13 protein-coding genes are annotated in these 24221 nt (G+C 62.0%); 6 read left to right on the top strand and 7 right to left on the bottom strand.

Translation table 11 applies throughout. The features are described from left to right. Window positions 1-58: 58 nt before the first annotated feature. From HJB84_RS01720 to glgB, 3 genes are read left to right on the top strand one after another with little or no spacing between them, the layout of a single operon-like run. Complete coding sequence (locus HJB84_RS01720) at window positions 59-3283, top strand: alpha-1,4-glucan--maltose-1-phosphate maltosyltransferase (RefSeq protein ID WP_221115095.1); 3225 nt, start codon at window positions 59-61, stop codon at window positions 3281-3283. Further along, window positions 3284-6565: a maltose alpha-D-glucosyltransferase gene (treS, locus tag HJB84_RS01715; protein ID WP_221115094.1), complete on the top strand. Its 3282-nt coding sequence runs from the start codon at window positions 3284-3286 to the stop codon at window positions 6563-6565. Then, window positions 6562-8772, top strand: a complete 2211-nt coding sequence (gene glgB, locus HJB84_RS01710) for a 1,4-alpha-glucan branching protein GlgB (protein ID WP_221115093.1) — start codon at window positions 6562-6564, stop codon at window positions 8770-8772. Before treS ends, glgB begins: the two co-directional genes overlap by 4 nt. Window positions 8773-8778: 6 nt before the next feature. Here glgB and HJB84_RS01705 read toward each other — a convergent pair whose 3' ends face one another. Next, window positions 8779-10407: a thiamine pyrophosphate-dependent enzyme gene (locus HJB84_RS01705; RefSeq protein ID WP_207584697.1), complete on the bottom strand. Its 1629-nt coding sequence runs from the start codon at window positions 10405-10407 to the stop codon at window positions 8779-8781. Between the two features lie 27 nt (window positions 10408-10434). Then, on the bottom strand, window positions 10435-11625 hold the full coding sequence (locus tag HJB84_RS01700) for an amino acid aminotransferase (RefSeq protein WP_207584698.1): 1191 nt from the start codon (window positions 11623-11625) through the stop codon (window positions 10435-10437). 153 nt (window positions 11626-11778) lie between these two features. Here HJB84_RS01700 and HJB84_RS01695 point away from each other — a divergent pair, with 153 nt between their 5' ends. Continuing rightward, a complete protein-coding gene (locus tag HJB84_RS01695) occupies window positions 11779-12246 on the top strand; it encodes an Lrp/AsnC family transcriptional regulator (RefSeq protein ID WP_207584699.1) in 468 nt (155 codons plus the stop codon). An 18-nt stretch (window positions 12247-12264) separates the two neighbouring features. Here HJB84_RS01695 and HJB84_RS01690 read toward each other — a convergent pair whose 3' ends face one another. From HJB84_RS01690 to HJB84_RS01670, 5 genes are all read right to left on the bottom strand, one after another. Continuing rightward, window positions 12265-13026 (bottom strand): ABC transporter ATP-binding protein, encoded by a 762-nt coding sequence (locus HJB84_RS01690; RefSeq protein ID WP_221115092.1) that lies wholly within the window; start codon window positions 13024-13026, stop codon window positions 12265-12267. Then, a complete protein-coding gene (locus tag HJB84_RS01685) occupies window positions 13023-14063 on the bottom strand; it encodes an iron ABC transporter permease (protein ID WP_207584701.1) in 1041 nt (346 codons plus the stop codon). The genes HJB84_RS01690 and HJB84_RS01685 overlap by 4 nt, the downstream gene beginning before the upstream one ends. Further along, window positions 14060-15085 carry an ABC transporter substrate-binding protein gene (locus HJB84_RS01680; RefSeq protein ID WP_207584702.1) on the bottom strand — a complete coding sequence of 342 codons (1026 nt, stop codon included), beginning with the start codon at window positions 15083-15085 and terminating at the stop codon, window positions 14060-14062. Before HJB84_RS01680 ends, HJB84_RS01685 begins: the two co-directional genes overlap by 4 nt. 163 nt (window positions 15086-15248) lie before the next feature. After that, window positions 15249-15530 (bottom strand): hypothetical protein, encoded by a 282-nt coding sequence (locus tag HJB84_RS01675; RefSeq protein ID WP_207584703.1) that lies wholly within the window; start codon window positions 15528-15530, stop codon window positions 15249-15251. Between the two features lie 26 nt (window positions 15531-15556). Further along, on the bottom strand, window positions 15557-16021 hold the full coding sequence (locus HJB84_RS01670; protein WP_207585195.1) for a hypothetical protein: 465 nt from the start codon (window positions 16019-16021) through the stop codon (window positions 15557-15559). A 157-nt stretch (window positions 16022-16178) separates the two neighbouring features. Between HJB84_RS01670 and HJB84_RS01665 the strand changes: the two genes are divergently transcribed. Together HJB84_RS01665 and HJB84_RS01660 are read left to right on the top strand one after the other, a co-directional pair. Then, entirely contained in the window at window positions 16179-22478 is a 6300-nt protein-coding gene (locus tag HJB84_RS01665; RefSeq protein ID WP_221115091.1) for a HAMP domain-containing protein, read from the top strand. Window positions 22479-22488: 10 nt separating this feature from the next. Beyond that, on the top strand, window positions 22489-24165 hold the full coding sequence (locus HJB84_RS01660) for a response regulator (RefSeq protein WP_221115090.1): 1677 nt from the start codon (window positions 22489-22491) through the stop codon (window positions 24163-24165). Window positions 24166-24221: the final 56 nt, after the last annotated feature.

The raw sequence follows: 24221 nt of genomic DNA, 5'->3' as shown, positions 1-24221 counted from the left end.
GGTGGAACAACCACCGCCAAGGGAAGTTTGCATGGAAAGCAACTCGAGGCGGCGGCCGATGCCATTTTCTACGAACCAGGGTGTGTTGAGCACCCCACCCCGGATCTATTATGTCAATCCGCTTCTACTTCAGGGCATCGACGCATGGCGCGAGGTTTTCGACCATGCGGCGGATACGGGTTTCGATCGTGTGCTGACGGCGCCTCTCTTCGACCGGGGCGGGGAGTGCAGCGTCTTTGCCCCGCGGGACTTCGATCGCCTCGATCCTCCGCTGTCGCTCGGGAGCGCGGTCGAGGATGGGGTAGCGCGCTTGGCGGAGGCTGCCGGCAAGAGCGGTGTCGCCTTGATGATGGACCTGATGCTCGATGGCAAGTCTCGGGATCCCGAAGCGGGCTTTCATCCCGTCGACCCCCGTCGCTCACCATTAGACCCGGCGGAGCCGATGTCCGCGATGGCGGCGGAGTCTCAATCCCGGCTATTGGAAGAATGGACCGAACGGCTGCGAAGACTGGCCCCTCTAGGCCTCTCCGGCTACCGGGTGCTCGGGATCGATCGCGCCGCGCCGACGCTCTTCAAATCGCTGATTTCGGCGGTGCGCGAGAAGGCGGACGCGCAATTCTTCGCCTGGACCCCCGGCACCGATTTCGGCGCGAGGGAAGCGGTCAAGGATGCAGGCTTCGATGGATGTTTTTCATCGATGGCCTGGTGGGATTTCGACGAGAGATGGTTTATCGAAGAACACCGCGTGCAGGCGTTATTCGGCCGGCAGATCGCCTTTCCGGAGCCGCCATTCTCCCGGCGGATCGCGCACGGAACCGAGAGCCGCGAAATCCTCGAACGGCGCGCCGTCCGTGCGCTGCGCCTTGCCGCCGCGCTCGGTGGTGGCGTGATGGTTCCGATGGGCTTCGAGTATGGCGCAGCCACGCCGCTCGATCCGACCCATGGGAATGGAACGGGCTTGCGAGGCCTGCGCCATGACCTCGCTTTCGATATCTCCTCCCAAATTCGCCTTGCGAACACGGAAATCGGCAAGAACCCAGATGCCTTCGCTGCAACGCTTCGGCTCATCCGCAACGCCAATGGCCCGGTCTCAGCGCTTCTGCAATCCGAGGCGGAAGACCTTCGCAGCACGGAGAATGTGCGCTTCATCTTAATCAACAGGGACCTTCGGAAAAGCGCGCCCGCTCCGGTTACGGCACTTCGCGAAGCGGCTTCGGGTTTTCTTCCCGTGGCTGCCGGCAGCGCGGCTCTACGGCTGCGGGCAGGGGAGACCCTGGTAATCGAAGGCAAAGCGCCGGCACCGATCACATCCCGGCCCATTCTCGATATCGAGCAGGCGACGGCGTCGCCGCGGCTCGCCATCGAAAACATCCTGCCGCGCGTCGATGAAGGGCGCTTCCCAGTCAAGCGAGTGGTCGGCGACATCGTCACCGTCGAGGCAGATATATTCGCAGACGGCCACGACCCGATCGCCGCCGTCCTGCTCTGGCGGCCGCTCGATGCGGCGGACTGGAACGAGACGGAGATGCAGCTGGTCGAAAACGACCGCTGGCGCGCCGAATTCCTGTTGGAGCGGACCGGCCGCTATGAGTTTGCCGTCGAGGCATGGAGGAACCTGTTTGCGATCTTTCGCTACGAACTGACGAAGAAGAACGATGCCAGGCTGGACCTGAAGCTCGAGCTGCAGGAGGGGGTGAATCTCGTCCGCTCGGCTGAGACCCAGGCCAGCACAGCGCTCAGCGCGGAATTGAAAGCCCTTGCCGACCGTCTCGAACACGCGCCGGATGCCGAGCGCGCGGCGATCCTGCTTGATCCTAAGACATCGGAACTGATGAACAAGGCCGACAGGCGGCCGTTTCGGCTTTGCTCGGCGGCAAGCGCCGTCGATGCCGAACGTGAGGCCGCCGCCTTTGCCAGCTGGTACCAGATCTTCCCGCGCTCGCAGAGTGGCGATCCGGACCGGCATGGCACGTTCGACGACGTCATCGCGAGATTGCCGGCCATCCGCGATATGGGCTTCGACGTGCTCTATTTCCCGCCAATTCATCCGATCGGTTCGACCAACCGCAAAGGCCGCAACAACAGCCTGAAAGCCGCGCCGGATGATCCCGGAAGCCCCTATGCCATAGGCTCGGAGGATGGCGGCCACGATGCCATCCATCCAGAACTTGGCGAGTTCGAGGATTTCCGGCGGCTGATCGAGGCGGCGGGCCGGCATCGCCTGGAGATCGCCCTCGACCTCGCAATCCAGGCGTCGCCGGATCACCCCTGGCTCACGGAGCATCCTGGCTGGTTCGACTGGCGTCCCGACGGCACGATCAAATATGCCGAAAACCCGCCGAAGAAATACGAGGACATCGTCAACGTCGATTTCTACACCAGGGATGCGCTACCTTCGCTATGGGTGGAGCTCAGGGATGTCGTCCAGCTTTGGGTGGACCAGGGCGTCAAACTTTTTCGCGTCGACAATCCACACACCAAGCCCTTTCCGTTCTGGGAATGGCTGATCGGAGACATCAGGGCGCGTCATCCCGATGTCGTCTTCCTGTCGGAAGCCTTCACCAAGCCGAAGGTCATGTACAGGCTGGCAAAGATCGGCTTTTCCCAGTCCTACACCTATTTCACCTGGCGCAATGCCAAGTGGGAACTCGAGCAATATATGCGGGAGCTGACGGAGACGGCGGCGAAGGAATTCTTCCGCCCGCATTTTTTCGTCAACACCCATGATATCAATCCGGATTTCCTGCAGAACGCACCGCGCCCGGCCTTCCTGATCCGCGCAGCCCTTGCCGCCACCCTCTCGGGCCTGTGGGGCGTCTATAACGGTTTCGAACTTTGCGAGGGGCGCCCCGATGCCAAGCGCAAGGAATATGCCGATAGCGAGAAGTACGAGATCCGCGCCTGGGACTACGACCGACCGGGCAACATCATCGCCGAGATCAGCATGCTCAACCGCATCCGGAGTGAAAATACCGCGCTGCATTCACATCTCGGGCTGACGCTGCTGAATGCACGAAATGGCAATATCCTGTTTTTCGAGAAGGCAAGCCGTGCGCGTGACAACGTCCTGCTGATCGCCATCAGCCTCGACCCCCACAATTTCCAGCAAAGCGATGTCGAGCTGCCGCTCTGGCAGTGGTCGCTCGGGGATGGCGGCACGCTGGATGCCGAAGATCTGATCGGCGGGCATCGTTTCAAGTGGACTGGCAAATGGCAGAGCATCGGGCTCAATCCCCACGTCCTGCCCTATGCGATCTGGCGTATTCGCTCAAGGGAGGCATGAATGGACACGACGAATACCGATGGCTCGCATCAGCCGCTGTGGTACAAGGATGCGATCATTTACCAGCTGCATATCAAGTCGTTCTACGACGCCAATGGCGACGGCGTCGGCGACTTTGCCGGTCTGCACCAGAAGCTCGATCACATCGCAGCGCTCGGCGTCAACGCCATCTGGCTGCTGCCGTTCTTTCCCTCTCCGCGCCGCGACGACGGCTATGATATCGCTGATTACGGCAATGTCAGCCCCGACTACGGGACGGTGGAGGATTTTCGCGCCTTCGTCGATGCCGCCCACCGGCGCAATATCCGCGTCATTATCGAGCTCGTCATCAACCACACCTCTGACCAGCATCCCTGGTTCCAGCGCGCGCGCCAGGCGCCAGCGGGGTCGCCGGAGCGCGACTTCTACGTCTGGTCGGATACCGATCAGAAGTTTCCGGAAACGCGCATCATTTTCATAGACACGGAAAAATCCAACTGGACATGGGATGCTGTCGCCGGCGCCTACTACTGGCACCGCTTCTATTCGCATCAGCCCGACCTGAATTTCGACAGCCCGCTCGTCATGGAGGAACTCCTGAAGGTGATGCGCTTCTGGCTGGAAACCGGCATCGACGGGTTTCGCCTCGACGCGATCCCCTACCTCGTCGAGCGTGAGGGGACGATCAACGAAAACTTGCCGGAAACCCACGCAATCCTCAAACGCATCCGCGCTGCGCTCGATGCCACCCATCCCGGTGTGATGCTGCTTGCCGAGGCCAATCAATGGCCGGAGGACACGCGCGAGTATTTCGGCGAGGGTGACGAATGCCACATGGCCTTCCACTTCCCGCTGATGCCGCGCATGTATATGGCGATCGCCAAGGAGGACCGGTTTCCGATCACCGATATCCTGCGGCAGACGCCTGAGATTCCCGACAACTGCCAATGGGCGATCTTCCTTCGCAACCACGACGAGCTGACGCTCGAAATGGTGACCGACGCCGAGCGCGACTATCTTTGGGAGACCTATGCATCCGACAAGCGTGCCCGCATCAATCTCGGGATCAGGCGGCGCCTGGCACCGCTGATGGAGCGCGACCGCCGGCGGATCGAGCTGATGAACGCGCTGCTTCTCTCGATGCCGGGAACGCCGGTGATCTATTACGGCGACGAGATCGGCATGGGCGATAATATCTACCTCGGCGACCGGGATGGGGTCAGGACGCCGATGCAATGGTCTCCGGACCGCAATGGCGGCTTCTCCAGGGTAGACCCGGCGCGTCTCGTCCTGCCGCCGGTGGCCGACCCGCTCTACGGTTTCGAGGCCGTCAACGTCGAGGCGCAGAGCACGGACGCGCATTCGCTGCTCAACTGGACGCGCAAGATGCTGGCGCTGCGCGGCAGCCATCCGGCCTTCGGCCGTGGTTCGTTGCGGTTCCTCGCACCGGAGAACCGCAAGATCCTCGCCTATCTCAGGGAATATGAAGGCGAGACCCTGATGTGCGTCGCAAATCTCTCACGGCTGCCCCAGGCCGTCGAACTCGACCTCTCGAGTTTCGAGGGCCGCGTGCCGATCGAATTGACCGGCATGTCGCCCTTTCCGCCGATCGGCCAGCTGACCTATCTGCTGACACTGCCGCCCTACGGATTCTTCTGGTTCCAATTGGAGGCCGATGCCGACCCGCCGGCATGGCGCACCGCGCCGCCGGAGCAGCTTCCCGATCTGGTGACGATGGTAATCCGCCGCGGCCTGCTCGATCTTGTCGATGAACCCAAGCTTGCACGCGTCCTCAGCAATGAAATTCTGCCTGCCTATCTCGGCAAGCGGCGGTGGTTCGGGGCGAAGGATCAGCCGCTTCAGGCGGCGCGCCTGATTTCCGCAACGCCGATACCGTTTGCCGACGGGATCGTTCTCGGCGAATTGGAGGCCGTGCTGCCGAACCATAGCGAATCCTACCAGCTGCCGCTGGCAGTCGCCTGGGACGATGCGCAACCCTCCGTACTGACCCAGCAGCTCGCGCTCGGACGGATTCGCCAAGGCAGGCGGGTCGGCTTCCTGACGGACGGATTTGCTGTGGAGGCGATGGCGCGCGGTATCCTGCGCGGGCTTGGCGACCGCTCGCGCATTACCGGCCGCACCGGCACACTTGAATTTCTCGGCACGGAGCGGCTCGACCGTCTGGCCGTCACCGACGACCTTCCGGTCCATTGGCTCTCGGCCGAGCAGTCCAACAGTTCGCTGATCGTCGGCGACCTCGCGATGATCAAACTGATCAGGCACATCTTTCCTGGAATCCATCCGGAGGTCGAGATGACGCGCTATCTCACCCGCGCCGGCTATGACCACACCGCCCCCTTGCTGGGCGAGGTCGCGCACACGGATTCCAGCGGACGCCGTTCGACATTGATCATCGTCCAAGGCGCGATCCGCAATCAGGGGGACGCCTGGAACTGGATGCTGAACAACCTGCGCCGTGGGGCAGACGAACTCGTGCTCAACGATCCGGCCGTCCAGCCCGGCGACGACGTCTTCCAGCCGCTGATCAGCTTCGTCGCGATGGTCGGCATGAGATTGGGCGAACTGCATGTCGTGCTCGCCGGCGAGACCGGGGACGAAGCCTTTAGCCCCGTCGTCGCCGGCGACAGCGAGGTCGACACGATGAAGAAGGCGGTTGCCGGCGAGGTCGCTTATGCCATGTCGAAACTTGCCGAACGCGAGGAGAATGCCGATCCCGCGATCGGCCTGCTCGCAGCACCGCTTCTTGAGCGCCGCACCGAACTCGCCGAGCTTGCCGCGACGCTTGCGGAGGCCGCACGCCATACGCTGATGACTCGCACGCATGGCGATTTCCATCTTGGCCAGATCCTCGTCAGCGAGGGCGATGCCGTCATCATCGACTTCGAGGGCGAGCCTGCTAAAAACCTGGCCGAGCGCCGCGCCAAGACCAACCCGCTGCGCGATGTCGCCGGGCTTTTGAGATCGCTGAGCTATCTCGTGGCCACCGCCCAGCTCGACAACGACGCCGTCATCGAACACGAGAACGAAGTCCGGCGCGACGCCATCGCCCGCTTCGGGCGCCAGGTAGAGGAGGCGTTCCTCGGCGCCTATTCGCAGGCGGTGTCGGCATCGAAGGCGCTTTACATGCCGTCCGGTCAACGACGGAGGGTTCTCGATGCCTTTCTTCTCGAAAAAGCCGCCTATGAGATCGCCTATGAAGCCCGCAACCGGCCGAAATGGCTTCCCATTCCGCTCTCCGGCTTCACCGAAATCGTTTCGCGTCTGGCGGGGGTCCCGGCATGAATGTTGAGCGCTCGGAACTGCTGGCGGGCATCGGACAGGATGAGCTCCAGGCTCTGATCGAGGGACGCCACGGCGATACTTTTTCGATCCTCGGCCCCCATGAGAGTAGCGGCATGACGATCGTGCGCGTTTACCTGCCCGGCGCCGACGCGGTCGATCTCATCGAGGCGGCGAGCGGTCGAGTGGTGGCGCCTTTCAGCATCGCCCACCCGTCCGGCCTGTTTGCGGCGGCGACGGTCGCCAGGGCGGGATACCGCCTGCGGATCACGTGGCCGGATGCGGTGCAGATCACCGAGGACCCCTATAGTTTCGGCCTGTTGCTCGGAGAACTCGACCTCCATCTGATCTCGGAGGGCACCCACTATAGTCTGAGCCGGACGCTCGGCGCCGTGGCGATGTCGATCGACGGCATATCAGGCGTTCGTTTCGCCGTGTGGGCCCCGAACGCGCGGCGCGTCTCGGTCGTTGGCGACTTCAACGCCTGGGACGGTCGGCGAAACCCGATGCGGCTGAGGCAGTCGGCGGGTGTCTGGGAGCTGTTCATTCCCCGGCTGGCGCCTGGCGAACGATACAAGTTCGAGATCGTCGATGCTGCTGGAACCTGCCTGCCGCATAAGGCCGATCCGGTGGCGAGGGCGAGCGAGGCCGCCCCATCCACAGCGTCCATCGTCGCATCGTCGACGCCATTTCGATGGAGCGATGACGGCTGGATGAAGGGCCGATCCCGGCAGGCGAGGCTGGAGGGCGCGGTCTCGGTTTATGAGGTGCATGTCGGCTCCTGGCTCCGCGACCAGAAAGACGGTAACAGGTCGCTCGACTGGGTTGAGCTCAGCCAGCGGCTTGTCCCCTATGCTCGTGACATGGGCTTTACCCATATCGAGCTGCTGCCGATTATGGAGCATCCGTTCGGCGGCTCCTGGGGCTATCAGCCGCTTGGCCTGTTTGCCCCGACCGGCCGATATGGGACGCCTGAGGATTTCGCCTATTTCGTCGACCGCTGCCATGGGGCGGGGCTTGGCGTCATCCTCGACTGGGTGCCGGCCCACTTTCCCACAGACGTCTGGGGACTTGCCCGCTTCGACGGCAGCGCGCTCTACGAGCACGAGGATCCGCGCGAGGGTTTTCACCGCGACTGGAACACGCTGATCTACAATCTCGGCCGCAACGAGGTCAAAGGCTTCCTGATCGCCAGCGCGCTGGAATGGCTGGAGCGCTACCATATCGACGGGTTGCGCGTCGATGCCGTGGCATCGATGCTTTACCGTGACTATAGCCGCAATGAAGGCGAGTGGGTTCCCAATCAATATGGCGGCCGCGAAAATCTGGAAGCGGTCGAATTCTTCAAGCACCTGAACAGCATCATTCACGAGCGCTGCCCGCATGCGATGACAATCGCCGAGGAATCGACGGCCTGGCCTGGTGTCACGAAGCCACCCGAGCAGGGCGGCCTCGGTTTCGACATCAAATGGAACATGGGCTGGATGCATGACAGCCTGAGCTACATCGAGAAGGATCCGGTCTATCGGAGCCATCATCATGGCACGATGACCTTCGGCATGATCTATGCCTATTCGGAGCGCTTCATACTGCCGATTTCCCATGACGAGGTCGTCTATGGCAAAGGCTCGCTGCTGACGAAGATGCCGGGCGACGAATGGCAGAAATTCGCCAATCTGCGCAGCTATCTCGCTTTCATGTGGGGACATCCCGGCAAGAAACTGTTGTTCATGGGCAGCGAAATCGCCCAGCCGGGCGAATGGAACCACGACGCTTCGGTGACCTGGGATGTACTGGATCGGCCCCAGCATGTCGGCATTCAGCGGCTGGTGAAGGATCTGAACAGCCTTTACAGGGACGAAGCCGCATTGCAATTCGGCGACTTTCATCCCGAGGGCTTCGAATGGGCGGCAGCCGACGACGCCGTCAATTCCGTCCTCGGCATGCTCCGTTATGCCCCCCATCGCACTTCCTCTCTCCTGGTCGTCTCGAACTTCACACCGGTGCCGCGTTACGGCTACCGGATCGGCGTGCCGAAGGATGGAGTGTGGGTCGAAGGGATAACGACGGATGCGCGGGAATATGGCGGCTCCGGCCTCGTCAACGGTGCGCTGTCGAGCGAACCGGTCCCCGCCCACGGCAGGGCAGCCTCCCTGTCGTTGACGCTGCCGCCGCTGGCGACGATCTTTCTCAAGGGACCATCGTCTTGATGGGCATCAATCGGCGTGCGGAGCCGGATGAATGAAAGGCCAGGGGCTCGCCTCTGATCCCTTTTCGATCGGAACCTCGATGAGAACCGGTTCGTCGAGAGACAGAGCTTTCTCGATGGTGGCTTTCAATTCGCCGGGGCTCGTCACCTTGAATGCGCGGATACCGAAGCTCTCGGCAAGAGCGACAAAATCAGGATTGGTCAGGTCCGAGCCGAGATAGCGGCCTTGATATGCCTGCTTCTGGTCTCGCAACACATTGCCATAGGCGGAATTGTTGAAGACGATAGCGACGACATTGATCTTGTGCTGGACGGCAGTGGCAAGCTCCTGAACGCCGAACATGAAGCCTCCATCGCCTGAAACAGAGACCACAGCTTTGTCGGGATTGGCGACTTTTACACCCAAGGCCGTGTTGAAGCCGAAACCCAGATTGTCTTGATAACCGCATGTCACATATTGGCGCGGACCATAGACCGGGAAGGCAAACCGGGCGGTAAAGCCCACCTGGCTGACCTCCTCGACGAAGAAGCCGTCCCTCGGCAGGGCTTGGCGAATGGCATGGAGATAGGCAAGCTGCGGCTGCACTTCCGAGAACCGGGACTTGGCGCCTTTGTTGAGATCGGCAAATTCGCGGGTGCGATCCTTGCTGGGCGATTCTGCCAGGGTATCGAGCAGAGCTTGCGTCGCTGCCTTGGCATCGGCGACAATGCCGACATTCGGCTTGAGGCGGACCATCTCGGTCGGATCGATATCGATGCGGATCACCTTGAGGCCCTTGGGGAGCCACTTCCATCGCATGAACTGCAATTCGAGCCGGCTGCCGATCCCGATCAGCACGTCGGTGTTCTTCCAGTATTCATAGGCGGCGACAAAATTCAGGGTGTTCGGGTGGTCGTCGGCGACGATGCCCTTGCCGGAACGATGGGAGGTGACGGGCGATTGCAGCAATTTTGCAAGCGCGGCGATCTCGGCGCCGGCATCTACGGCACCGCCGCCAACCATGATCATCGGGTTCTTGGCGCCTGATATCAGCGCGGCTGCGGCAGCGACCTGATCGTGGTTGACTGCTGGGTGAGGGGCTCTCGAACCGATGGGAAGTTCGATTTCAGGGCCGGATTGGCCAAATACATCCCAAGGGGCTTCGACCGCTCCCGGACCCTGGCGGCCGGAAAGCATCTTGCTGACGACGTCGGCCATGACAGGACCGGCCTCCGACAGGTGATTGATGCGCTCCGCCGTCTTGGTAATCCCGCGCATCGTCGCGAGTTGATCCGGCAGCTCGTGCAACTGTCCTCTGCCCTGACCGATCAAATGGGACATGATGTTGCCGGTGATGCAAAGCACCGGCGAATTGGCGCCGTAAGCCGTGCACAGAGCCGCGCCGGAATTGAGGACGCCGGGGCCGGGCACGACGGTGTAGGCGCCGATCCGGCCGGTGGATTTGGCATAGCCGTAGGCCATATATCCGGCGCCCTGTTCGTGCCTGGTGTGGATGAACCGAACTTTGTCGCTGGCACCGTAGAGGGCATCGTTGAAATCATACATATGGGCGCCCGGGATGCCGAAGACCGTGTCGATCCGATGGCCGATGAGCGAACGGGTCATCGCCTGGCCGGTCGTTTCTTTCCTGCTCATTTTAAAACCTCAAAGGCTTGAGTTCGCTTAGGCCGACATCGATGATTTTAGGCAGCCTTCAGCGCGAAGTGCGGCGACGATGGCGCAGGCATCGTCCGGCTGCATGCCCGCAAGGTTCATACGACCGGAATCGGCCATATAGATGCCGTGCTTGGCTCGAAGCGCTACTGCCGTTTCTTTCGACATGGAGAGATTGGAGAACAGACCGCGCTGCTGGCTAATGAACGCCAGATCGGGAGCAGCGGCGGCAAGCGCCGCACGATTGCCGTTGACGCGCTGGCACATCTCCTCGAGTTCGGCGCGCCACATTGCCGACATTTCGTCACTCTCGAGGATGGTTCTGACGATCGCGGCGCCATGGTCGGGCGGCATAGACCAGTTGACACGGGCAAGGGCCGCCATGTTGCTTTCGGCCTTCCCGGTGTCGTCGACATTGCGGGCCATGACATAGAGCGCGCCGACACGCTCGCGATAAAGGCCAAAGTTCTTGTCGCAGGAATAAGCGATCAGCGCCTCATCGACGGCATCGAGGATCATGCGTGTCGGCGCGGCGTCATGTTCCAGACCGTCGCCGAGCCCCTGATAGGCAAGATCGATGAACGGCACCAGCTTCTGTGCAACAAGCAGTGCGGTGATCTGCCGCCACTGCTCCATGGTGAAATCGATGCCGGTCGGATTATGGCAGCAACCGTGAAGGAGCACGACGTCGCCTTCCCCCGCGGAAGACAAGGCTTCGATGACGCTTTCGAATTTCACCTGCTGTAACGTCAGGTCGACAAAGGCGTACGCCTTGACCGGCAAACGCGCTGCGCCGAAGATCGGCGCATGGTTTGGCCAGCTCGGCGTCCCGAGCAGAACCTTCGCCGACGGATTTGCTGTTTGGATGAGTTCGGCGCCTAGACGCAGCGCACCGCTTCCGCCCGGTGTCTGAATGCCGACAAGGCGATGACCGAACGTCGGTGATTTTCCGAAAATAATAGGCTGCAGCAGGCGCACGAATTGCAGATCGCCTTCCGGGCCAAGGTATTTCTTGCTGTCCTGGGTCTCGAGAAGAAACTGCTCCGCTGCCTTCACGGCACGCATCACCGGCGTGCGTCCCATGATGTCGCGATAGACGCCGACGCCGAGGTCGACCTTTCCGCTGCGATCGTCGGCGTGAAAGGCCTTGATCAGGGCAAGTAGGCTGTCGGCTGGCCGGCTATTCAGTTGGTCAAACATAAGTCCACCTCCGTTCCATCTCTTGGTCGGAGATTAACTGAACTCCTGCGGCGAATTTCTGCGATTATCTCCCTGCTTCAACATAAATATGAAGATAATCGGCGTGTCGTAGCTATAATGCGCAGAAATTCACCTCTTTTGGGGATCGTGACCATGCTTGACCAGTTCGACATCAAATTGCTTGCCGCGCTCCAGCAGAACAGCGAGATGACGCAGAGCGAGTTGTCGCAGCAGGTCAATCTTTCTGCGACCCAATGCGCGCGCCGTTTGGAAAGGCTGCGCAACGAGCAGTACATTCAGAATGTCGTTGCCATCCTCAATCCCGCAAAGTTGGGTTTCAGCGTCGTCGCTCATACTCTTGTCAGCCTCAGAGCGCATACGGAAGGCGGAAACGAGCGGCTTCATCGCTTCATCGAGACGGCGCCGGAGATTCTGGAGTGCTATTCGCAGACGGGGGACGCCGATTTTCTGATGAAGGTCATGACGCGCGACCTCGACCATCTCAGCCAGTTTCTCGAAAGAATGATCCGGGTCACCGACAATCTGGCGTCGGTCAAGTCAAGCATTGTCCTCAAGACGCTGAAAAAGACGACCGCTTTGCCGCTGCAGATCGTGACATGAGAGCGGCTTCAGCTACTCTCATCTGAGATAGTGGATGTGCGGGCGGGAATGATGGGGTGAGGCTTCGATGCGGGCCTCGACGGAAAAGACATCGCGCAGGAGGTTTTCGCTCAGCACGTCCTGCGGTGCGCCGGAGGCGACGATCCTGCCCCGCTGCATGATGATCAGCTGATCGCAGAACATGGCGGCATGGTTGAGATCGTGCAGCGCGACGATGCTGGTGATCGGCAGGCCGGAGACGAGCCGCATCAGGCCGATCTGGTGCTGGATATCGAGATGGTTCGTGGGCTCGTCGAGGATCAGCTCTTGGGGCGACTGGGCGAGCGCCCTTGCGATATGGGTGCGCTGTTTTTCACCACCCGACAGGCTCTGCCAGCGATCGTCGCGTTTCTCCGCCATGCCGGCGCGCGCCAGCGCGCCTTCGACCGCCTCTTCGTCAGCCCCGGCCCAGCCTGAGAACATCGACCGATGCGGAAACCGGCCGAGCTTGACGACGTCGACGACCTTCAGATTGGCATTTGTCGTGGCATGCTGCTCGACGAAGGCGATGCGGCGGGCGATCGAGCGGCGGCTAATCGCGCCGATATCATTGCGGTCGAGCGTGACGCGGCCGGCATGCGGCCGCTTCAGGCCGGCGAGGAGCCGCAGCAGCGAAGTCTTGCCCGAACCATTGGGGCCGAGCAGACCGAGCATCTGGCCCGGCTGCGCCTCCAGGGAAGCGCCGTCCAGAATGGTCTTCCTGCCAATTTTCCAGATGAGGTTGTCGGCCTTGATGCTCATGACGCGCGCTGGAACCGGTAGAGGATGATCGAGAAGAACGGAACGCCGACCAGTGCCGTGACGACGCCGATCGGCAGGATCTGGTTGGGAATGAGGGCGCGCGCGGCAATGTCGGCGAGCACCATGAAGATCGCTCCCGCGATGGCACAGGCCGGCAGCAGGCGAATATGGAGCGGCCCGACGACAAAGCGGGCGACATGCGGAACGACGAGGCCGACGAAGCCGATCGAGCCCACCATGCTGACGATCGTCGCCGTCATCATCGCCGTCAGCGCGAAGAGCACCATGCGGGCGCGGCCGACATTGACGCCGAGCGAGGATGCCGCCTCGTCGCCGAAAGCGAAGGCGTCGAGTACGCGGGCGTAGAACAGACAGGCGGCGAGGCCGATGCCGACGACGACCGAGACCAGCGCGAATTCCGGCCAGCGCACGCCGCCGAAACTGCCGAGCAGCCAGAACATCACGTCACGGGCCTGCTGTGCATTGGCCGAGGTCGTGACGATATAGGAGGTGGTGGCGTTGAAAAGCTGCGAGGCGGCGACGCCGGCAAGGATGATGCGGTCGGCCCCGCCGCGCGTGCCGTTCGAGAGCAGCGCCACGAAGAAGAAGGCGGCGAAGGCGCCGGCAAAGGCTCCGGCCGACAATGATACCGCGCCCGCGCCGAGCCCGAGGATGACGATTGCCACCGCGCCTGTGGAGGCGCCGGCGGAGATGCCGAGCACATAGGGTTCAGCCAGCGGATTGCGCAGCAGCGACTGCATGGTGGCGCCCGACAGCGCCAGCCCGGCGCCGCAGAAGGCGGCGACGAGCGCCCGGCTGAGGCGATAATCCCAGATGACCGTCTCGTGGATGCGGTTCAGCTCGACCGCGGTCCATCCAAGCCGGTTGGTGACGGCCGAAAACGTCGTTGCAAGCGGGATCGGCAAGTCGCCGATCCCGACGCTGACGCCAATGGCGACAGCGACGAGGCACAAGGAGGCGAGGAGCAGCGCGACGGCGGTTCCCAGCTGCCGGAAGATACGGCCCGCTTCCGTCACTTCAACAGACCGAGAGCCTTCAACCGGCCTGCAACCTGCTCGGCGCCGTAGATCGTACGGACGGTAGGGTTCATCGCCTGGCCGTCCATAACGACGATCGCCTTGTTCTTGACGGCAGTGATCTGGCTGACGGCCGGATCGGTGTTGAGGAAGTTGATCTTGGCCTCCGGCTTGTCGAGCTCCCAGCGGTTGCGGTCGAGGCTGGCAACGACGATGACGTCGGGATTGGCGGCGATGATGGCTTCCCAGCCGAGCGTCGGCCATTCCGCTTCCGCTGATATCGCATTGTGTCCGCCGAGCAGGTCGGCGATGAAGCCGGAGGCGCTGTTCTTGCCGCCGAGATAGGCGTCGGCGGACGGGCTGGGGCTGGAGAACCAGAAGACGTAGGAGAGGTTCTTGCCGTCCTTCGAGACGCTGGAACGAAGCTTGGCCTCACGCGCCTTGAAGTCGGCGATCAGCGCCTGGCCGCGATCGGCGACGTTAAAGATCTGCGATAGTTCGTCGATCTCCTTGTAGAGAAGATCCATGTTCCACAACTCGGCGCGGCTGCCATACTGGTCCTTCACGTCCTTGGTGCTGAGGCAGGTGCTGGGCGAGAGATAGGTGACGACGCCGATCTTGTCGAAATCCTCGCGCTTGGCGACCTTGCTGTTCGGCCCGACCAGGCTCGGCAGGGCCGCCGCCACGAAGTCGGGGTTTTCGGCGAGGATCGATTCGAAGGTCGGCATCTCGACGGTCAGAAGCTTGACCTTGGCATTGGCTTCGGCAACCTGCGGCAAGACCTTGCTCGGCCAGAAAGCGGTGCCGGCCATCTTGTCCTCGAGGCCGAGCAGCAGCAGAATTTCAGCGCTGTTCTGGCCGAGGCCAATCGCCCGCTCGGGCGCCTTCTTGAACGTTACCTCAGCGCCGCAATTTTCGAGCGTCAGCGGGTAAGTCGTCGAACCGGCCAGTGAGGGAGTTGCGGCAAGGCCGATCACGGTTGAGAGGCCGCAGGCGGCCAAGAGTGATTTGAGGCTGGTCACGTAAGGATCCCGGTGCGTGAGTGTATGCCGCCGCCGTATAGCCACGGGACGCGTCCAAAACAAGACTGAAAATATCAACTTATTGCAAAATCGCTGTAGCGACACTGCTGACAATATAATAGGTGGCCGCTGTCTATCCCCAAACCGTGCACGTCGAACATGTTCAGGTGAGCTTACCCACGAGCTTTGCATAGTCCGAAAAGGTGAAGCGCTCGCCTCTTTTGTTTGCCTCGTCGGCAAGCATCAGCACACGGATGGGAAACAGGATGGCGGCGCGGTTGGAATCGGATAGCTCGTTGTCGTCATCATCTTCGACGGCCTTTCTGGCTTTCGCGAGCGCGGCATTGACTTCCTGATGGGTGAGCAGTTCTTTCTCGACGATCGCGTCGCATATCGAGGCTATTGCCATGATCAGGCCCTTGAGCTGCAGGTTGGCCGTATTCATGAGAGCTCCAATGAAAAGAGGGGCATTTAATCCAGTTCGACCGGTCGGATCGTGTCGACCGAAACTACACCGTCGACGATCCCGCGTTTGACGTCGCGTCTATCCCGATCGATCTCGATGACGGTGTAGAGCTTGTCGTCGCGGAAGGCGCTGGCATTGACCGTGGTGACATCTTCGGCGGGAGCTGCATCCACTTCCATGAAGTCGAGCTCACGAGCCGCGGCGACGATCCTCGCATCGCCCGGCGTCCGGGCGGCCACCACGATGATGCCGTGTCCGGGAGCGTTGGCCCATCTGGGATCGTCGGGCTTGGCGATCGGTTCCAGCCGGTAGATGTTCAGCATTTCGCCACTGGCGTCCGGCGAGGCTTGCGCGGCCGCATCCTGCATCTGCGCCTGGCTCTCGACCGACCTCCCGAAGGTGGTCGGGCTGGTCGCGTTGTTGATCTCTTCCTTGCCTGTCCTTGAGACGTTCGACATGTCGCTCTCCATTATCAGGTTGGAAACGACGGCCGGCCGGAAACTGTTCCAGCGCAGGCAAAGTTTGACGGCTGATGCCCAATACGTCGATCTCTGCAACCGCGCGCCTCAGCCATACCCTTTTTCCACTTGAGCACTAATTTACCTCCAGTCGAACAAGGGGGATTTCGTGAGCAAGCAGACCAGTGAATTTTCGCGCGATGTCGTTGCGGTAGACGGCGTCAATGGGCACGACCATAAAACCATGGCGTTCGATGACGCCAGCGCGCTTCTGGAGGTTCTTGTCGCGGTTCGCCGCGGCGACTTTTCGGTGCGGATGCGAGCGGATCTGACCGGTGTTACCGGCAAGGTCGCCGACGCTCTCAACGACATCATCGCTGCCAACCAGCGCATGGCCCAGCAGCTTGAGCATGTCGGCGAAGTCGTCGGCCGGGACGGGCGGACGAGCACGCGGGTGCGCTTCGGCCTGTCGGACGGTTCCTGGTCCGAGATGGAAGGTTCGATCAATGGTCTGATTGACGATCTGCTGTGGCCGACGACCGCCGTTACCCGCACGATTACTGCGGTCGCCAAGGGGGATCTGCTGCAGACCGTGCCGCTCGATGTCGACGGGCGACCGCTGAAAGGCGAATTCCTACGCTCGGCCGATATCGTCAACACGATGATCAAGCAACTCAGCGTCTTCACGTCGGAAGTGACGCGTGTGGCGCGCGAGGTCGGCACCGACGGAAAACTCGGCGGGCAGGCGCAGGTGCCGGAGGTGACGGGCGTCTGGAAAGACCTCACCGAGAGCGTGAACTCGATGGCCTCGAACCTGACGGCGCAGGTGCGAAATATCGCTGAGGTGACGATCGCCGTCGCGAACGGCGACCTTTCTAAGAAGATCACCGTCGACGTGCGCGGCGAAATCTTGCAACTGAAGGAAGCGATCAACACCATGGTCGACCAGCTGAGGTCCTTCGCCTCGGAAGTGACGCGCGTCGCCCGGGAGGTCGGCACCGAGGGCAAGCTCGGCGGCCAGGCCCTGGTGCCCGGCGTCGCCGGCACCTGGAAGGACCTGACCGACAGCGTCAACGCCATGTGCGGCAACCTGACCGCCCAGGTCCGCAACATCGCCCAGGTAACGACGGCCGTGGCGCGCGGCGACCTGTCGCGCAAGATCACCGTCGACGTCTCCGGCGAAATCCTCGAACTGAAGGAAACCATCAACACCATGGTCGATCAGCTCAATGGCTTTGCCGGCGAGGTGACGCGCGTAGCGCGTGAAGTCGGCACCGAAGGCCGGCTTGGTGGACAGGCGCAGGTGCCGGGTGTCGCGGGCACCTGGAAGGATCTCACCGACAACGTCAATTCGATGGCGTCGAACCTGACGGCACAGGTGCGCAACATCGCCGAGGTCTCGACCGCGATCGCCAATGGCGACCTGTCGAAGAAGATCACGGTGACGGTGTCGGGAGAAATCCTCGAGCTGAAGGAGACCATCAACACGATGGTCGATCAGCTGAACGCTTTTGCCTCGGAAGTCACCCGCGTTGCCCGTGAAGTCGGCACGGAAGGGCGGCTCGGCGGCCAGGCCAATGTACGCGGCGTTGCCGGCACCTGGAAGGATCTGACCGAAAACGTCAACTCGATGGGCGGCAACCTGACGGCGCAGGTGCGCAATATCGCCGAAGTCTCGACTGCGATTGCCAATGGCGATCTGTCGAAGAAGATTACCGTCGACGTGAAGGGTGAAATCCTTGAGCTGAAGGAAACCATCAATACGATGGTCGATCAGCTGAACGCCTTTGCTTCGGAAGTGACCCGTGTGGCCCGCGAAGTCGGCACAGAGGGCCGGCTCGGCGGCCAGGCCAATGTGCGCGGCGTTGCCGGCACCTGGAAGGATCTCACCGACAGCGTCAATTCCATGGCTTCCAACCTGACGGGACAGGTGCGCAACATTGCCGAAGTCGCCACCGCCGTCGCCCAGGGAGACCTGTCCAAGAAGATCACCGTCACTGTGTCCGGAGAAATCCTCGAGCTGAAGGAGACCATCAACACGATGGTCGATCAGTTGAACGGCTTTGCCGGTGAGGTGACGCGTGTGGCACGCGAGGTCGGCACCGAAGGGCGGCTAGGCGGCCAGGCCAACGTGCTCGGTGTTGCCGGCACCTGGAAGGATCTGACCGACAGCGTCAATTCCATGGCGGGCAATCTGACGGCGCAGGTGCGCAACATCGCCGAGGTCTCGACTGCGATTGCCAATGGCGACCTGTCGAAGAAAATTACGGTGTCGGTCTCGGGTGAAATCCTTGAGCTCAAGGAAACGCTGAACACCATGGTCGATCAGCTGAACCGGTTCGCCTCGGAAGTGACGCGCGTCGCGCGCGAGGTCGGGACGGAAGGCAAGCTCGGCGGCCAGGCGCAGGTGCCAGGTGTCGCCGGCACCTGGAAGGATCTGACCGAGAACGTCAATTCCATGGCCTCCAACCTCACCGGCCAGGTGAGAAACATCGCCGAAGTAACAACGGCCGTGGCGCGTGGCGACCTGTCGCGCAAGATCACCGTCGACGTGAAAGGAGAAATCCTCGAACTGAAAAACACCATCAACACCATGGTGGACCAGTTGAACGCTTTTGCCGGTGAAGTGACGCGTGTCGCCCGCGAGGTCGGCACCGAAGGCAAGCTCGGCGGCCAGGCGCAGGTCTCCGGTGTGGCCGGCACCTGGAAGGACCTGACCGACAGCGTCAATTCCATGGCCGGCAATCTGACGGCGCAGGTGCGCAATATCGCCGAGGTGGCGACCGCGATCGCCAACGGCGACCTGTCGCGCAAGATCACCGTCGACGTGCGCGGCGAAATCCTGCTGTTGAAGGATACGTTGAATACCATGGTGGATCAGCTGCGATCCTTCGCCGGCGAAGTGACGCGTGTGGCGCGCGAGGTCGGGACCGATGGCCGGCTCGGCGGCCAGGCGGTCGTTCCGGGCGTTGCCGGCACCTGGAAGGACCTGACCGACAACGTCAACCTGCTCGCCGCCAATCTGACCACCCAGGTTCGAAACATCGCCGAAGTGACGACGGCGGTGGCGCGCGGCGACCTGTCGCGCAAGATCACCGTCGACGTGAAGGGTGAAATCCTCGAACTGAAGAACACCATCAATACGATGGTGGACCAGCTGAACGCTTTTGCCGGTGAGGTGACGCGCGTCGCCCGCGAAGTCGGCACCGAAGGCAAGCTTGGCGGCCAGGCGCAGGTGCCTGGAGTGGCAGGCACCTGGAAGGACCTGACCGACACCGTCAATGTCATGGCCGCTAACCTGACCGAGCAGGTCCGCGGCATCGTCAAGGTGGTGACGGCGGTGGCGAACGGCGACCTCAAGCAGAACCTTACCGTCGCATCCAAGGGCGAGGTGGCGGCGCTCGCCGAAACCATCAACAACATGACCAACACGCTCGCGACCTTTGCCGATCAGGTGACAACGGTGGCGCGCGAGGTTGGCGTGGAAGGCCGCCTCGGCGGCCAGGCGAATGTTCCGGGCACGGCGGGGACCTGGAAGGATCTGACCGGCAACGTCAACCTGCTTGCCGCCAACCTGACGACGCAGGTGCGCGCCATTGCCGAAGTGGCGACCGCCGTCACCAAGGGCGACCTGACGCGCTCGATCAAGGTCGACGCGCGCGGCGAAGTGGCCGAGCTCAAGGACAACATCAACACGATGATCGACAATCTGCGGCTGACCACCGAGCGCAACACCGAGCAGGACTGGTTGAAGACCAACCTGGCGCGCTTCACCAATATGTTGCAGGGACAGCGCGATCTGACGCTGGTCGGCAAGATGCTGCTCTCGGAGCTGGCGCCGCTGGTCGGCGCGCATCAGGGGGTAATCTACCAGGTGGATGCCGATGAACGGCAGCCGGTCTTGTCGCTGCTCTCTGTCTATGCGCAAGGGGTCGAGGCGGCGCACCCGGCACGGCTTGAATTCGGCCAGGGACTGGTTGGTCAGTGTGCCAGCGACGCCCGCCGCATCCTGGTCACCGATCTTCCCGACAATGTCGTTCCGATAAGCTCCGGCGTGTTCACGACCCTGCCGAGAAGCGCCATCGTGCTGCCGGTGCATTTCGAGGGGCAGGTGAAGGCGGTGATCGAGCTTGCCTCCGCCGGCGAATTCACCGAGCTGCAATTGTCATTCCTCGACCAGCTGACGACGTCGATCGGCATCGTGCTCAACTCGATCGAAGCGACCATGCAGACCGAAGGCCTGCTCAAGCAGTCCCAGCAGCTTGCCGCCGAGCTGCAGACGCAGCAGCGCGAGTTGCAGCAGACCAACGAGCAGCTCGGGCAGAAGGCGCAGCAGCTGGAAGAACGCAACGTCGAAGTCGAGGCGAAGAACCAGGAGATCGAGCAGGCCCGGCGCGCGCTGGAGGAAAAGGCAACCGAGTTGGCGCTGACATCGAAGTACAAATCCGAATTCCTTGCCAATATGTCGCATGAGCTGCGCACGCCTTTGAATTCGATCCTCATCCTCGGCCAGCAGCTGGGAGAGAATCCGGATGGCAACCTGTCGGGAAAACAGGTCGAGTTCGCCAAGACCATCCACGGCGCCGGAACCGATCTCCTGAACCTCATCAGCGATATCCTCGACCTGTCGAAGATCGAGTCCGGAACGGTCTCGGTCGATGCCGAGGAGATTTTCGTCAGCAACCTGCTTGAGATGATGGCCCGGCCATTCCGGCATGAGGCGGAAAATCGGAGCCTGTCATTCGCGGTCGAGGTCGGTGGCGATATTACCAAGAGCATCATTACGGATTCGAAGCGGTTGCAGCAGATCCTCAAGAATCTGCTGTCGAACGCCTTCAAATTCACCGCGCAGGGCGGCGTCACGCTTCGTGTCGGGTTGCCGGCGAGCGGCTGGTCGCCCGATCATCCGTCGCTCCGGCACGCGCCCTCCGTCATCGCCTTCGAAGTGGTTGACACCGGCATCGGCATCCCCCCGGAAAAGCAGCGCATCATTTTCGAGGCGTTCCAGCAGGCTGATGCCTCGACAAGCCGTAAATATGGCGGCACCGGCCTTGGCCTGGCGATCAGCCGCGAGCTGGCAAACCTCTTGGGGGGTGAGATCCAGCTCCGCAGCACGCCCGGCGTCGGCAGCACCTTCGTCCTCTATCTGCCGCTCACCTATGTCGGTGCCGGGGCGGTTGCGCCGAAATCCGTCCCACCGGCAAACGTCGTGGAATTTGCCGAGGCCGCGGCAATCCGCCGTGCCGAAAAACCAACCGAACATGTTGAAGACGATCGTCATCGGATAGCGGCCGGTGACTCGGTGCTGCTCATCGTCGAGGATGATCCACATTACGCCCGCGTCTTGGTCGATCTCGCCCGTGACAATGGATTCAAGGTTCTGGTGGCGATGCGTGGCGGCGATGCGCTGGCACTCGCGCAGGACTACAGGCCGGCGGCGATCTCGCTCGACATCTTCCTGCCCGATATGCTCGGCTGGACGGTGCTCAGCCAGCTCAAGCAGAACCCGCAGACGCGGCATATCCCAGTGCAGATCATCAGTCTCGATGAAGATCGCCAGCATGGGCTGACCCGCGGCGCCTTCGCCTTCATGAGCAAGCCGACGACGCCGGAGGGCCTCGGCAAGGCGCTGTCGCGTTTGAAAGCCTATGCGCAACCGCGCCGCAAGCATCTGTTGCTCGTCGAAGACAACGAGGCCGAACGGTTGAGCGTCACTGCCCTTCTCGGACATGACGACATCGACATCACCAGCGTCGGCTCCGGATCGGAAGCACTCGACGCTCTGAGGCAGGATCCTCCGGATTGCGTGGTGCTCGACCTTTCCCTTCCGGATATGTCCGGCTTCGACGTACTGGAGAAAATACGCGACGACGCCGAGATCGGTGAGGTTCCAGTGGTCGTATTCACTGGACGGGAGCTTTCCCCCGAGGAGGATGCGACGCTACACAGCATGGCGCGAAGCGTCGTCGTGAAGGGCGTGGAGTCTCCGGAACGTCTTCTCGATGAAACTGCGCTGTTCCTGCACCGGGTCTTCGCCGACCTGCCGCCTGCAAAACAGGCGACGCTGCAGGAATTGCACAGCTCGGACGAGGATCTCGTCGGCGAGACAGTACTGCTCGTCGACGACGATGCTCGCAACATCTTCGCGCTGAGCAGCGTGCTCGAGCGCCGGGGAATGCGGGTGCTGACAGCAACGACCGGCAGCGAAGCCATCGACGTCATCAACAATGAACCCTCTGTCGCAATCGTGCTGATGGATATCATGATGCCTGGAATGGACGGCTACGAGACGATGCAGGTCATCCGTTCGGAGCCACGATTCCGGCGGCTGCCGATCCTGGCGTTGACGGCCAAAGCGATGAAGGGCGACCGCGAGAAATGCCTGGAAGCGGGCGCTTCCGACTACCTGGCGAAGCCGGTCAATACCGAACAGCTTCTGTCGGCCCTTCGCATGTGGCTGCACCGCTGAGGACCTGGCCATGAACCCCGTCAACATCCTCCTCGTCGACGACCAACCCGCCAAGCTTCTGAGTTACGAGGTCATCCTCGACGAGCTCGAAGAAAACCTCATTAAGGCGCAGTCGGCGCGCGAAGCCTTCGAGCATCTATTGCGCACCGAAATCGCGGTGATCCTCGTCGATGTCTGCATGCCTGAACAGGATGGGTTCGAGCTGGTCAGCATGATCCGGCAGCACCCACGGTATCAAGATACGCCGATTATCTTCGTTTCCGCGGTGATGCTGGCCGAACCCGACCGGTTGCGCGGATATGCGGTGGGCGCGGTCGACTACGTCTCCGTGCCGATCGTGCCCGAAGTGCTGAGAGCCAAGGTCAGGGTCTTTGCCGATCTCTACAGGAAGACACGGGAACTCGAGCGCCTGAATGCGGAGCTGGAGGCCCGGGTTCGCCAACGCACTGCCGAACTCGAAGCCTCGGCCGCCCAGTTGCGGGAGCTCAACGAGGAGCTCGAGCACCGGATCGATCAAAGGACGCGGGAGCGCGAGGAGGCGTTGGCGCAACTGTTCGAGGCGCAGAAGCTCGACACCATCGGCCACCTGACCGGCGGGGTGGCGCACGACTTCAACAACCTTCTCATGGCGGTGCTCGGCAGCCTTGGCCTTCTGAAGAAGCGGCTTCCGGTGGATGAACGCAGCGAACGGCTGCTGACCAATGCGATCCAGGCAGCCGAGCGCGGCACGGCGCTGACCCAGCGCCTGCTTGCCTTCGCACGCCGCCAGGAGCTCAAGCCGCAGGCGGTCGACTTCCTCAGGCTGTTCGAAAACGTCGAGGATCTTCTCGCCAAGGCGGTCGGGCCGCGCATCGAAATCCGCAAGCGCATCCCGGCAGATCTGGCGCCCCTTCTGGTGGACAGCAACCAACTGGAATTGGCGCTGCTCAACCTGTTCGTCAATGCGCGCGATGCACTCGAAAGCGGCGGAGCCGTAACGGTTGCCGCGGCGGCCGCCGAAGAGGGCCGGCCAGCCGGTCTCGCCGGCGGCAACTACATCAGAATATCGGTGTCGGATGATGGCGAAGGGATGGACGAAGCAACGGTCTCGCGTGCCGCCGAACCGTTTTTTACCACCAAGGGAGTCGGCAAGGGCACCGGTCTCGGCCTATCGATGGTGCATGGTCTGGCGGCGCAATCCGGGGGCTCGATCCAGATATCGAGCGCCAGGGGCAGCGGCACGACCGTATCCCTTTGGCTGCCCGTCGCCGAGACTTTCGTCGAGGTGCAGCCGGTCGTCGAGGCTCCGGCGACGGAGCCTCTGAAACCGGCGTCGCGGCCGCTTGCCATTCTCGTCGTCGACGACGACGCGCTTGTCCGGACGGGAACCGTGGCGATGCTGGAGGATCTCGGGCACCTGCCGCAGGAAGTGTCCTCCGCTTCCCAAGCCTTGGAATTCTTTGCCGGCGGACAGGATTGCGATCTCGTCATTACCGATCATGCCATGCCGGGTATGACAGGCGCCGAGCTTGCGCGCCACCTCCGCTCGGCTTTCCCGGGCCTACCGATCATCCTCGCCTCGGGCTATGCCGAATTTTCCGAAGACCATGGCCTCGGCCGGATGCTGCGGATGAAGAAACCATTCACGCAGGAACAGCTTCAGGCGGCCATGGATCAGGCGCTCTCCGGCAAGGTCGCGGCGGCCTGACGATCGAAGCGTAAACATACCAAGGCGAGCAGTGCGGTCATCCCCGCGACCGTTGC

It is taken from the genome of Rhizobium sp. NZLR1b, from assembly GCF_019685155.1.
GTDB lineage: Bacteria > Pseudomonadota > Alphaproteobacteria > Rhizobiales > Rhizobiaceae > Rhizobium.
Note: the sequence above shows the minus strand (reverse complement) of the source record. Positions and strands in the feature narration are given on the sequence as shown.

Excerpts from the sequence above, each read along its gene's own strand:
- HJB84_RS01720 (WP_221115095.1), top strand. The coding sequence starts at position 59 with ATGCCATTTTCTACGAACCAGGGTGTGTTGAGCACCCCACCCCGGATC.
- treS (WP_221115094.1), top strand. The coding sequence starts at position 3,284 with ATGGACACGACGAATACCGATGGCTCGCATCAGCCGCTGTGGTACAAG.
- glgB (WP_221115093.1), top strand. The coding sequence starts at position 6,562 with ATGAATGTTGAGCGCTCGGAACTGCTGGCGGGCATCGGACAGGATGAG.
- HJB84_RS01705 (WP_207584697.1), bottom strand. The coding sequence starts at position 10,407 with ATGAGCAGGAAAGAAACGACCGGCCAGGCGATGACCCGTTCGCTCATC.
- HJB84_RS01700 (WP_207584698.1), bottom strand. The coding sequence starts at position 11,625 with ATGTTTGACCAACTGAATAGCCGGCCAGCCGACAGCCTACTTGCCCTG.
- HJB84_RS01695 (WP_207584699.1), top strand. The coding sequence starts at position 11,779 with ATGCTTGACCAGTTCGACATCAAATTGCTTGCCGCGCTCCAGCAGAAC.
- HJB84_RS01690 (WP_221115092.1), bottom strand. The coding sequence starts at position 13,026 with ATGAGCATCAAGGCCGACAACCTCATCTGGAAAATTGGCAGGAAGACC.
- HJB84_RS01675 (WP_207584703.1), bottom strand. The coding sequence starts at position 15,530 with ATGAATACGGCCAACCTGCAGCTCAAGGGCCTGATCATGGCAATAGCC.
- HJB84_RS01670 (WP_207585195.1), bottom strand. The coding sequence starts at position 16,021 with ATGGAGAGCGACATGTCGAACGTCTCAAGGACAGGCAAGGAAGAGATC.
- HJB84_RS01660 (WP_221115090.1), top strand. The coding sequence starts at position 22,489 with ATGAACCCCGTCAACATCCTCCTCGTCGACGACCAACCCGCCAAGCTT.